This is a genomic window from Thermoanaerobacter mathranii subsp. mathranii str. A3, from assembly GCF_000092965.1.
GTDB classification, from domain to species: Bacteria; Bacillota; Thermoanaerobacteria; order Thermoanaerobacterales; family Thermoanaerobacteraceae; genus Thermoanaerobacter; species Thermoanaerobacter thermocopriae.
Map to the genome: position 1 here is coordinate 263,346 of NC_014209.1, position 13,506 is coordinate 276,851.

The 13,506-nt window shown below is 33.6% G+C and carries 8 protein-coding genes; 7 read left to right on the forward strand and 1 reads right to left on the reverse strand.

Translation table 11 applies throughout. From position 1 onward, the window contains the following. Positions 1-59: 59 nt before the first annotated feature. From TMATH_RS01275 to TMATH_RS01305, 7 genes are all read left to right on the forward strand, one after another. Complete coding sequence (locus TMATH_RS01275; protein WP_013149675.1) at positions 60-4,427, forward strand: endo-1,4-beta-xylanase; 4,368 nt, start codon at positions 60-62, stop codon at positions 4,425-4,427. A 146-nt stretch (positions 4,428-4,573) separates the two neighbouring features. Continuing rightward, positions 4,574-5,278, forward strand: coding sequence for a YesL family protein (locus TMATH_RS01280; RefSeq protein ID WP_013149676.1), 705 nt, complete (start codon positions 4,574-4,576; stop codon positions 5,276-5,278). Positions 5,279-5,764: 486 nt separating this feature from the next. Further along, positions 5,765-7,204 carry an ABC transporter substrate-binding protein gene (locus tag TMATH_RS01285; RefSeq protein ID WP_198002295.1) on the forward strand — a complete coding sequence of 480 codons (1,440 nt, stop codon included), beginning with the start codon at positions 5,765-5,767 and terminating at the stop codon, positions 7,202-7,204. A 77-nt stretch (positions 7,205-7,281) separates the two neighbouring features. Next, on the forward strand, positions 7,282-8,208 hold the full coding sequence (locus TMATH_RS01290; protein WP_013149678.1) for a carbohydrate ABC transporter permease: 927 nt from the start codon (positions 7,282-7,284) through the stop codon (positions 8,206-8,208). A gap of 28 nt (positions 8,209-8,236) precedes the next feature. After that, on the forward strand, positions 8,237-9,079 hold the full coding sequence (locus TMATH_RS01295; protein ID WP_012994359.1) for a carbohydrate ABC transporter permease: 843 nt from the start codon (positions 8,237-8,239) through the stop codon (positions 9,077-9,079). 26 nt (positions 9,080-9,105) lie between these two features. Further along, positions 9,106-11,466 carry a glycoside hydrolase family 3 N-terminal domain-containing protein gene (locus TMATH_RS01300; RefSeq protein ID WP_456300350.1) on the forward strand — a complete coding sequence of 787 codons (2,361 nt, stop codon included), beginning with the start codon at positions 9,106-9,108 and terminating at the stop codon, positions 11,464-11,466. Between the two features lie 112 nt (positions 11,467-11,578). After that, positions 11,579-12,781 carry an ROK family transcriptional regulator gene (locus TMATH_RS01305; protein ID WP_004399909.1) on the forward strand — a complete coding sequence of 401 codons (1,203 nt, stop codon included), beginning with the start codon at positions 11,579-11,581 and terminating at the stop codon, positions 12,779-12,781. Between the two features lie 101 nt (positions 12,782-12,882). On the opposite strand, the gene TMATH_RS01310 is transcribed toward TMATH_RS01305, so the two are convergent. Continuing rightward, positions 12,883-13,458 (reverse strand): Uma2 family endonuclease, encoded by a 576-nt coding sequence (locus TMATH_RS01310; RefSeq protein ID WP_013149680.1) that lies wholly within the window; start codon positions 13,456-13,458, stop codon positions 12,883-12,885. Positions 13,459-13,506: the final 48 nt, after the last annotated feature.

Here is a 13,506-nt window from a genome sequence, read left to right on the forward strand (position 1 = left end):
AATACTTAAATTTTGTATATTAGTATTTTGTTGATTTTATTAATGAAGGGGGAAAGATAATGAGTCAAAAAAAGAAAGCATTAAAAATTCTTTCACTTATTGTGGTTTTTGCCATGATTTGTGGAATAATAGGTGATTACCCTATAAAAGTATTGGCAGGTGGAAATTCATCTATAAATCTGGTTGCAAATGGAGACTTTGAAAATGGAACATTAGATGAATGGACGAAACATGGTGATCCTACTTTAGAAGTGACAACTGAGCAAGCAATAGGAAATTACAGTATGAAAGTTGCAGGGAGAACTAACTCTTATGAAGGACCTGCATATAGTTTTTTGGGAAAAATGGAAAACGGAGCAACGTATAATGTTTCACTTAAAGTTAGAGTTGTAGATGGACAAATAGCAGCTGGTCATCATGATCCCAAAATTACTGTCACTATGCGCCGAGTATATACGCCATCAGTGGAAGGTGATACGGGAAGTTATTATGATACAATTGTATGGCAGAAACCTGTATCTGAAGATGCATGGGCTACTTTGACAGGAAGTTATACTTTGACTTACAATGGTACTTTAAAAGAATTATTTATGTATATTGAATCACCTGATCCAACACTGGAGTATTATATTGACGATGTAATCGTTACACCTGTTAATACACCGCAAGTAGGGAATATTATTGAAAATGGAACTTTTGAAAGTGGAGATACTACTGGTTGGGTAGGTACTGGTCAGGCAGTAATCTCTGCTGTAAAAGAAGAGGCTCATAGTGGAAATTACAGTTTAGAAACTGCTGGACGAACAGCAGATTGGATGGGACCAAGTTATAATTTAACGGGAAAAATAGTTCCAGGTAAGCAATATAGTGTTGACTTTTGGGTTAAGTACAATAATGGCAACGATACAGAGCAGTTTAAGGCTACTGTCAAAGCAACACCAACAACTGGTTCACCTCAATATATTCAAGTTAATAATCCAGTAAGTGTTAAAAAAGGAGAATGGACGGAAATAAAAGGGAGCTTTACTGTACCTGATGGAGATTATAGTTCAATAAGCATATATGTAGAGACGCCTGGTTCAACTATAGATTTTTATATTGATGATTTTGAAGTAATTGGTGAAATAGCTGCAGCTCCTATAAAAATTCAAGAAGACATACCTGATCTTTATTCAGTATTTTTAGATTGTTTCCCAATAGGAGTCGCTGTAGAACCAGGTAGATTAGTAAATACAGACCCGCATTCACAGTTGACAGCAAAGCATTTTAATATGTTAGTTGCCGAAAATGCTATGAAACCTGAAAGTTTGCAGCCTCAAGAAGGTATATTTACTTTTAGTAATGCAGATAAAATTGTAGATTTTGCCATAGCACATAACATGAAAATGAGAGGACATACATTATTGTGGCATAATCAGGTTCCGGATTGGTTTTTCCAAGATCCTTCAGATCCCACTAAGACAGCACCACGGGAACTTTTGCTTGAGAGGTTAAAGACGCACATTTTTACAGTTTTAGGACATTTCAAAGAGAAATATGGCTCAAACAATCCAATAATTGCATGGGATGTGGTTAATGAGGTTTTAGACGATAATGGACAATTAAGAAATTCAAAATGGCTGCAAATTATAGGCCCGGACTATATTGAAAAAGCTTTTGAATATGCTCATGAAGCTGATCCCAATGTAAAGTTATTTATCAATGATTACAACATCGAAAATAATGGTGCTAAAACTCAAGCAATGTATGAGTTAGTAAAAAGTTTAAAAGAAAAAGGCGTACCTATTGATGGAATAGGAATGCAGATGCATATTAATATTAATTCAAATGTTGAGAGTATAAAAGCTTCTATTGAAAAATTTAAATCTCTAGGTGTGGAAATACATATTACTGAATTGGATATGAACATGTTAGGCGATGTATCGCAAGATGCATTATTAAAGCAGGCAAGATTATATAAGCAAATTTTTGATTTATTAAAGCAAGAAAAAGATCACATAACTGCAGTGGTATTCTGGGGTGTTTCTGACGATGTTACATGGTTAAAGCAGCCAAATGCTCCACTTCTTTTTGATACAAAACTTCAGGCAAAACCGGCATATTGGGCTATAGTAGATCCTTCAAAAGTTGCTGTCGATAGACAGGTAATTTCAGTTTCTCAAGGTTCGCCTGTAATTGGTACTAATATTGACAAAATATGGTCGACAGAAAAATGGTTTTATGCCAATAATTTTGTAAAAAATTTAAATGGAGCTACGGCTAAATTTAAGTTGTTATGGGATGCTAAAAACCTTTATGTATTGGTACAAGTGGATGATACAACTCCTTCTAAAAATGATAGTATAGAAATATTTGTGGATAAAAACCAAGGGAGTATGAGCCAAACAGAAATTAAACATTATACAATACGGCGTGACAATTCGGGGAATACAGATATACTCAATTATGTCCAAGAGGAAACAAATGGATATGTGGTTCAAATGGCAATACCAATAGACGATTTAAATCCACAAATTGGAACTAAAATAGGATTTGATATTAAAGTAAACGACGATAAAGGAGGAGGCCAGATAGATAATATAGCTGTTTGGAATGATTATAGCAATAGTGGAAAGACTGAATACTATGGCTTACTTTTATTATCTAAAACTTCACAAATCACAGAGGCTGTTTATGGCACACCTATTATAGATGGGAAAATAGATGATATATGGGATAAAGCAAATACAATATATACAAACGTGTGGGTACAAGGGACTTCAGGTCCAACAGCTAAAGCAAGGACTATGTGGGATGAAAATTATCTCTATGTATTAGCTGAGGTAACAGGTGCCAAATTAAATAAATCAAGTCCAAACCCGTGGGAACAAGATTCAGTAGAATTTTTTGTGGATGAAAATAATTATAAATCTCCATATTACCAAAGTGGCATTGGTCAATATAGAGTAAATTTTGATAATGAACAAAGTTTTGGTGATAGTACTAATTCCGAAGGGTTTAAATCAGCAACAAGCATAACTTCTTCATCAAGTTATATAGTAGAAGTAGCAATTCCTTTTAAAACTATAAAACCTACAGATGGTCATATACTTGGATTTGATGTTCAAGTAAATGGTGCTGATGAATCAGGAAACAGAACGAGTATTGTTTTGTGGAATGATCCAAGCGGTAATTCATGGAAAGACGCTTCTGGCTTTGGAAATCTTATACTTGTTGATACGAGATTAATACTGCCAACACCCCGGCCGCAACCTGCACCAACACCAACAGAGCCAACAGAAGCATCTCATGAAGTATCACAAGGAAAAGTAGTTGTGGAAAATAACACGACAATTATGGTGGTAGATGAGACAAAAATATCAAAAGACATAAAAGACACTTCAAAGAAAGAGATGCAGTTCGACTTAACAAATATAGGCAAGACAGATGCAAAAGCATTAGAAATACCTGTTAGTGTAATAAACTTGGTTGTGGAAAACAACAAAAACATTACAATAAAATTAAATGATGTAACCCTTAAATTTGATCCAAACTCGTTGGTAGTGTCCAAAAATACAATAGACTTAATAAATCAGGTAGGTGCAGTAAGACTTACAATACAAGAAAAAGGAAGACAAACACCGCCACCTCTTACACCAGTGTCAAATGCCTATGATGTAAAAATAAAAGCAGGAGATAAAGAGATAAAGGTAGATTCACCAGTGAAAGTAACATTTGAAATAAAAGATGCAAAAGACATAAGAAAGGTTGGAGTATATTACCTAAATGAGACAACAGGCAAATGGGAGTATGTAGGAGGCAAAATTGACAAAAAGACAAACACAGTAACTGCTGAAGTAATCCACTTCTCAACCTATGGGGCCTTTGAATATGACAAACAGTTCAAGGACGTATCAAAAGACTTCTGGGCATACGATGTAGTAAATGTACTAGCATCAAGGCATATAATAAGAGGAGTAGATGATGATACATTTGCGCCAAATGCAAAAATAACGAGGGCAGAATTTGCGGCATTTATGATAAGAGCATTAGGGATACCAGAAGAGCCGTACAAAGGAGAATTTGAAGACGTAAAAGAAGGAGCATGGTATGCCAATGCAATAGAAGCAGCTTACAGGGCAGGGATAATGTTAGGAGATGGGAAGAACATGAGGCCGAAGGCCCCAATAACAAGGGAGGAGATGACAGCAGTTATAATGAGAGTATACAGTAAACTTACAGGATACAAAGAAGAGAATATAGGTAATACAACTTTCACAGATAATGGTAAGATAAGCGAATGGGCAAGGAATGCAGTAGCAAACGTAATGAAGCTTGGGATAGTAAGAGGATATGAAGACAACACCTTCAAACCAAAAGACAATGCTACAAGAGCAGAAGCAGCTGCTATGCTTTATAGAGTTTTGGAGATAAGTTCTACTATATAATAGAATTTAAAGAATTTAATTAAAAAAGCAGCTACAAGAAAAAATTACTTGTATTTTATCTTGTAGCTGCTTTAAAAAGATTTTTTAATTGGATGCAGGCTTGAATTTATATGTTATTATTTTGTTCTAAATATGGAGGTATATAAATGTTTGGAAACTTTTTTAATCAAATGTATTTTGGGAATCCACGTAAACCAGACCTGAAACCAGAGGATATACCTAAAAAGGGAATACCATTATTTATTGATATATTTTGTTCTAATTTTTGGCAATTAATTAGTCTTAATTTATTATTAATAATCTTTAGTATTCCTATTATCACAATAGGCCCTGCTTTTGCGGGATTTAATCATGTTTTAAGGAACTATGTATTTCGGAAAAATGTATGGCTGTGGAACGATTTTAAAGATGGCGCTTTTAAGAATTTAAAACAAAGTCTGATAATAACATTAATAAACATGTTAGTTGCTTTTGTATTGATAAATAATTATAAAATTTACAGCATAATGAATAACGATTTCATAAAAAAATCAGGAATTATCATAACTGGTTTAATAGGCCTAATGTATCTTTTGATGAATATATATATTTTTCCTATGATGGTAACATACGACTTAAAAACAAAACATATTTTTAAAAATGCTTTTATTTTTTCAGTTATTGAATTTCCACGTACCCTTGGTATTTTACTAATTTGTCTGTTTGTTTTATTTGTAAGTATAATTTTAGCTTTTATACCATTAGTACTAATAAGTTTTAGCTTGATGGGATTAATTATAAATGTTTTTGATAGAATGATATTTGAAAAGTATATCGATAACAAAAATCAAGTGACAGGAAATGATAATTAAAAAATTGATATTTTATAGTTGCATTGTCTAAAAGTGAGAGAAAGGAATAAAATAGCTTAAACTTTTTTTGAAAGAAAGGAGGATTTTTTTATTTTGCGTCGAATATATTTATTATACAAAAAGTTTGTTGAGACAACAAATTAATCACAAATTAATTTAATGTTATGATATTTATGAAGTGAAAAAAGATGGAATACTTCAAAAATGCACCACAAATAAAATAGAAAGGACTAATTCAAACAACCAATGCGTTTAAATTTTATAATCCCTACGAAATAATAGACGGAAAACCTTTGAAAAAAACATATATGCATTTCAGTAGCATATTGGCATACGTTTACAAGCAATAAAATGGCTCTATTTGGAGTATCAAAAAATATAATAAAATCCTAACAAAATCACCGAAGGGGAGGTGGGGTGCGAAATTGTAATTTTAATTTAAAATTTAAAGAACTTATTAGAGAATAAAAAAATGGGGTGAAAAGAATGAGGAGAATTATTGCTTTGATTACAATTGTGATTATGGTGGTTGGCTTGTTATCAGGATGCGGACAAAATAGTCAAACAGGGCAATCTGAGTCAACTCAGCCAAAAGAAAAAGTATTAAAGATTTGGTCTTTTACAAATGAAGCGAAAGTTTTTGCAACTGCGTTTAAGGAGAAGCATCCCGATGTAAAAATAGAATTTACCATGATTCCAATGACAGAGGGAGAATACCAATTAAAACTTAAGTCAGCATTGCAATCTGGAGAAGGTCCCGATGTAGTTGCTTTGGAATCTGATTTTGTGAGAGAATTTGTTGAGAGCGATTATTTGGTAGACTTGTCAGATTTACTACCTTTTGCAGAAGAGGTGAAAACGTATCAATTTACAATTGATATAGGAACTGATGAAAATGGTGTAGTAAAAGCTTTTTCTTATCAAGCAACTCCAGGACTGATGTATTATCGAAGAAGTCTTGCTAAAGAATATTTTGGTACCGACGATCCTGTAAAAATTCAAGAACTAGTAGCTGATTTAAGTAAATTCGAAGAAGCGGCAAAAATTGTAAAAGAAAAATCCAACGGTAATACTTATATGATAGCATCAACTGCAGACCTTGGTAGGGTAATCATTGAGAATAGAGATAAACCGTGGATTGTAGATAGCAAATTGGTGATAGATCCAAAAGTAGAAGAACTATTTGATATCGCAAAAAATTTTAGACAAAATGGTTATGAAGCACAAGCTACCCAATGGCAGGAAAGCTGGTTTGCTGGCATGAATGACTCCTTGGTAGATGCAAAAGGAAATCCCAAGCAAATATTTGCATATTTCCTCCCAACGTGGGGCTTGTCTTATGTATTACAACCTAATTCAGCACCTGCAAAAGGCGAATCTGACGGAGGGAAGACTGCTGGTAAAGATACTTCTGGTGATTGGGCTGCCATTCCAGGACCAATGCCTTACAGGTGGGGAGGTACCTGGTTTGGTGTGACTAAGGACAGCGAAAATGTAGAATTAGCGAAAGAATTTATTAAATTTGTAACTTTAAATGAGGAAACATTAAAGAACTGGGCTCTCGGAGTTTATACAAATGAATATTTGAAGAAGATCGATCCAAGCGTAGGTGATGAATTACAACAACCAGCTGGCGATTTTGTATCTAGTCAAAAAGTAGTAGAAGAGATTGCTTCACAGTTTGGGGATACTTCGGCAGCTAAATTCTTAGGAGGACAAAACCCATATGAAGTATTTGCAGAAGCAGCACGCCGCATTGACCTTGGTGGAAGGACCAAAAACATTCAAGCTACAGATTTCGTAGTTCAAGATGCATTGTGGGATCCACTTGATGCCTATGCATCAGGTGAAATAAGTAAAGACGAAGCTCTAAAACGATTTAAAGAGGCTGTAAAGAATGCTTTACCTGACGTTGATGTAGATTAAAATTGGAGTAGAGGAAATGTGAGATTTAAAAATTCACATTTCCTCTACTCTCTAATATAAAATTAATGGAGGATGTGGTGGTTTTGGTGGAGAGCGGAATAAAGGTCAGGAAAAGTAATAGTAAGATAAACAAAAATTATTATGGATATATATTTACTGCACCATTCATTATTGTATTTTTGTTGTTTAGCTTTTATCCTTTGATATATACTTTTTATTTGAGCCTAACAGATATGACAATAATGAGTAAAACTTACAATTTTGTTGGACTTAATAATTTCAAACAATTATTTTCAGACGATTTTTTCATAAAATCCGTGTTAAATACATGGAAAATATGGCTTATGAATTTTATACCACAATTAGGTATAGCTATGCTTTTAGCAGTTTGGTTTATGAATAACAGGTTGAAAATAAAGTTTGTTGGGTTTTGGCGAACAGTTTATTATCTTCCTAACCTACTTATGCCGGTTGCGATTGCTGCTCTGTTCTATAATCTTTTTTCACGTTATGGTCCCGTGAATCAGATTGCCGTTCGAGCCGGAATATTAGAAGAAGCCTTTGACTTTTTTAGAAGTCCGGGATGGACTCAATCTATAGTTGCATTTATCCAATGGTGGATGTGGTTTGGTGTCACTATACTCTATTTAATGGCTGGAATGTCATCAATATCACCTTCTTATTATGAGGCGGCGTTGGTAGATGGAGCTAGTTCGTGGGATATGTTTACTAAAATCACCTTACCTCTTTTAAAACCTGTGCTCATTTATGTATTAGTAACGTCTTTAGCAGGTGGCATGCAAATGTTTGATATACCTTATTTATTAACAGACGGTCGTGGTTCCCCTAATGGTTCTATAATGACTATGAGTGTTTTAATGTATATGAAATTTTCAAGTGGAAAAGGATTTATTGGAGCAGGAGCCAGTGTAGCTGTTATGATCTTTATTATTACCGCTATTTCTGCTTCTATAATAATTAGGCTTTTAAGAGAAAAAGAATAATGTTTTAAATCCGAAAGGGGGAAAAATAATGAGCTACACTATAAAAACAAAGTTAACAAAAACTTTTATATATATTTTTCTTGTAATATTATTTCTAATAACTATTGTGCCAGTGTGGATTTTATTGATTAATGCTACTCGTTCTACACCTGAAATACAGCAAGGGGTAAGCCTTTTGCCTAGTAACAACCTTTTAAATAATTGGAAGTATTTAACTGGTAAGGGAGCCAACATATGGCGAGGATTTATAAATAGTGCATTAATTTCTATTCCGGCAACTCTTTTAACAGTCTATTTTTCTATGATGACAGCATATGCAATTCAAGTCTACGATTTTGCCTACAAAAAAATATTGTATAATATTATAATACTTTTAACTATTATACCAACCCAAATGGCTTCAATAATTGGATTTTACAAATATATGTCGATGCTAAATCTTTTGAATAGTTATATACCGCTTATTATTCCAGCAATAGCTGCTCCACCCATGGTATTTTTTGCATCGCAGTATTTAGAGTCTACTCTTGTTAAAGATCTAATAGAATCTGCAAGAATTGAAGGTGCTAGCGAGATTGGAATTTTCCATAGAATTATACTACCTATTGCAAAGCCCGGGGCATTTACTATGGGAATTTTATCTTTTGTTGCTTCGTGGAATAACTTCTTTACTCCTTTCATGTTAATCTCAAAGGTTGAAAAGTATACTCTCCCTATGATGGTTAAATTATTAAGGGGCGATATGTATAGGACAGAGTATGGAGCTATATATCTTGGACTTGCAATAACCGTGATTCCAATAATAATAGTCTATGCAATGTTTTCAAAATATATTATAAGTGGTATTTCATTAGGTTCAGTGAAGGATTAGTTTTTGGATAAGAGGAGGAAATAATGATGAAAGCTTCATATTTAGACCCTAAACAACCTGTTGAAAAAAAGGTAGAAAATTTGTTAGCTCAAATGACAATTGAAGAGAAAATTGCACAATTAAGTGGTATATGGGTATATGAGATATTAGATGATATGATGAAATTTTCATATAAAAAAGCAAATCGATTAATGACTCATGGGATAGGTCAAATCACCCGTCTTGGTGGAGCAAGTAATTTATCACCTCAAGAGACAGTAAAAATAGCGAATCAGATACAAAAATACTTGGTTGAAAATACAAGACTTGGTATACCCGCTTTGATTCATGAAGAGTCTTGTAGTGGCTATATGGCTAAAGGGGCTACTATTTTCCCTCAAACTATAGGTGTGGCAAGTACTTGGAATCCCAAACTTGTTGAAAAAATGGCTTCTGTGATTAGAGAACAGATGAAAGCTGTTGGAGCTCGGCAGGCTCTTGCACCATTGTTGGATGTTACAAGAGATCCAAGATGGGGAAGGACAGAAGAGACATTTGGTGAAGACCCGTATTTAGTTATGCATATGGGTGTTTCATATATCCGTGGATTACAAACAGAGAATTTAAAAGAAGGTGTTATTGCTACAGGTAAACACTTCGTGGGGTATGGAAATTCAGAAGGTGGTATGAATTGGGCACCTGCTCATATTCCAATGCGTGAACTTTATGAAATTTTTTTGTATCCATTTGAAGCAGCAGTAAAAGAAGCAAAACTGGGTTCGATTATGCCTGGATATCATGAACTCGACGGTATACCTTGTCATAAGTCAAAACAACTCTTAACTGATATATTACGTAAAAATTGGGGTTTTGATGGAATTGTAGTGTCTGATTATTTTGCTATTAATCAACTTTATGAATACCATCGTTTAGCGTCAAATAAAAAAGAAGCTGCTAAACTGGCTTTAGAAGCTGGTGTTGATGTTGAGTTACCAAGTACTGATTGTTATGGCTTGCCTATTAAAGAGTTGATAGAACAAGGCGATATTGATATAGACTTTGTTAATGATGCTGTACGGCGAATTCTAAAAGCAAAGTTTCTATTAGGCTTATTTGAAAATCCTTATGTTGATGAAAAACGAGTTGTTGAAATATTTGACACTCAAGAACAGCGGCAATTAGCTTATAAAATAGCTCAAGAATCTATAGTTTTATTAAAAAATGAAAGCAACTTATTACCTTTGAAGAAAGACTTACAATCAATTGCTGTAATTGGTCCAAATGCTGATAATATTCGCAATATGATTGGCGATTATGCATATCCATGTCACATTGAATCATTACTTGAAATGCGCGAGAAGGACAATGTTTTTAATACTCCATTACCTGAAGGTTTAGAGGCGAAAGATATTTATGTACCTATTGTAAGTGTATTACAAGGAATTAAAGAAAAAGTTTCACCTAAGACAAAAGTAATTTATGCAAAGGGCTGTGACGTAATTAGTGATGATACGGCTGGTTTTAATAAAGCTGTTGAAATTGCTAAGCAAGCTGATGTTGCTATTGTGGTGGTAGGTGATAGAGCAGGATTAACGGATGGATGTACTTCTGGTGAATCTAGAGATCGTGCAGACCTTAATTTACCAGGTGTACAAGAGCAATTAGTAAAAGCGATTTATGAAACTGGTACACCAGTAGTTGTAGTTTTGATAAACGGTAGACCAATGTCAATTTCTCGGTTAGCTGAAAAAATTCCTGCGATTATAGAGGCATGGTTGCCGGGTGAAGAAGGGGGAAGAGCAATTGCAGATGTTATTTTTGGAGATTATAATCCAGGAGGAAAATTACCAATTTCCATTCCCTGCTCTGTAGGACAATTGCCTGTATATTATTATCATAAACCCTCTGGTGGACGTACTAATTGGAAAGGCGATTATGTAGAATCAAGTACTAAACCATTATATCCTTTTGGTTATGGACTTAGCTATACTGAATTTTTATACAGTAATCTTAATATCTCTAACCCAAAAGTATCTACACAGGAAGGAATAATAGAAATTTCTGTTGATGTAAAAAATATAGGGAAGGTAAAAGGGGATGAAGTAGTCCAACTGTATATACATCGAGAATTTTTAAGTGTTACACGACCTGTTAAAGAACTTAAAGGTTTTAAACGCATCACTTTAGATGTAGGAGAACAAAAAACTGTTATTTTTCAACTTTCTTCAGAGCAGCTTGGCTTTTATAATGAGGAAATGGAATATGTGGTAGAACCAGGCCGTGTAGAGGTAATGATAGGAAGTTCTTCAGAAGATATTCGGTTATTCGGTTCTTTTGAAATTGTTGGAGAAGTGAAAAAAACAGATAAAAAGTTTATGACACAAGTACGAGTGGAAAATAAGCTTTAAGATGGCAAAAAAAGTGATAATATATTTAAGGAACTCTATTTTAATTTTCTTTTAAGATTTAATGTGCTATAATTCACACTAGAAACTACAATATAAATAGAAGGGTGAACAGATGATAACAGCAGATCAATTATTAGTTAAACAAATAAATAAATCAATAGTGCTCAATACCATAAGAAAAAAAGGGAATGTTTCAAGAGCGGATATTGCCCACATTACTGGTTTAAACAAGTCAACTGTATCTTTTCTTGTTGATGAACTTATAAACGAAGGTTTTGTTAGAGAAGAAGGGCCTGGAGAATCAAAAGGTGGTAGAAAACCAATTATATTAAGCATCAATAACAAGGCTGGCTGTATAATAGGTATTGATTTGGATGTGAACTATATATTAATTGTTTTGACTGATTTAATGGCAAATGTCATTTGGGAAAAGAAAGTAGATGTAAAAATTGGTGAAAGTCAACAGGCTATTATTAAGCGTTTAATAGAATTGATTGACGAAGCAATTTTAAATGCACCTGAGACTATCAGGGGAATTTTAGGTATTGGAATTGGTGTGCCAGGCATTGTGGATTACAAAAAAGGTACTGTACTGATGGCACCAAATCTAAAATGGGAAAATGTGCCTCTTAAACAAATTATAGAAAATAAATTCAAAATTAAAGTACACATAGATAACGAAGCAAATGTAGGAGCAATAGGGGAAAAATGGTTTGGAGCAGGAATTAAATACAACAATCTTGTATATGTAAGTGCTGGAATTGGAATTGGGACAGGAATAATAATCAATGGAGAACTGTACAGAGGGACAGTAGGGCTAGCAGGAGAGATGGGGCATATGACAATAAATATACTTGACCATCAATGTAGTTGTGGGAATACCGGATGCTGGGAAAATTATGCTTCAGAGAAAGCACTATTCGATTATATACATACACAGTTGATAATGGGAAAATCTGATAATTATATAAATAAAGATAATTTTAATACACTTAGTGCTCTTGATATTATAAATTATGCTCAAAAAGGAAGCGAAATTGCAGTAGAGGCTTTAAAAGAAATTGGAAGGAAATTGGGTGTGGGAATTGTCAATGTAATAAATACATTTAACCCGGAACTTGTGATTATTGGAAATACGTTGTCTTTAGCAAGAGGTTTGATTTTGGATGAGATTTTGAAAGAAGTAGAAAAAAAGTGTCTTGTTTATAGATATCACAAAGTAAAAATCAAAACCTCTAAACTTCAATTTCATGCAGGAGCAATTGGAGCAGTATCGCTTGTTATTTCAGAGCTGTTTGCATATCCAGGGCTTTGATTACATGATGTGTTGAAATATTAAAAATGACAGTATAAAATCAGGGCACAAAAAGCCCTGATTTTATAATAATGCTTCTATATAATAAATGCACGGGTGTTTTAGTAAGCAAATACATCTTTCAAATCTATTTCTAGATCTTCAAAGATAGAGACTTTAATTTTATTTCCTACAGTATATACATCAGGTCTTCCATATCTAGAATTTTCCTGCAAAATAAACACACTTACAACTTTGTCATCTGGTTCTACTATCCAATATTCCTTTATTCCATGCTTTTCGTATAAATTAAACTTTTCTATTTTATCTCTACTTGCAGTTGAAGGTGATGTAATTTCAACAATTAAATCAGGAGCTCCTTTACATCCTTCGTCATCCAGCTTTGACTTATCGCATACTACCACGATGTCGGGTTCTACAACAGTTTTTATTTCTTTATCACTTTTCTCATTTCCAGAAGGAAACCTTACTCCAAAAGGTGCACTAAATACTTCACATTGCTTACCTCTAAGATATACAGCGAAGCTTGTAAATATTTCTCTTGATATTCTTTGATGAACTGTCGATGGAGGAGTCATTAAATAAATCTGCCCGTTTATTAATTCTATTCTTTGATTATTTGGCCAGTTTAAATAATCCTCATAAGTATAAATATCCTCTCTTTTTGGTAAAGGCATAATTAAACACCCCTTTAAAACTCTTCTTATACTAAGTTTAACATTTTA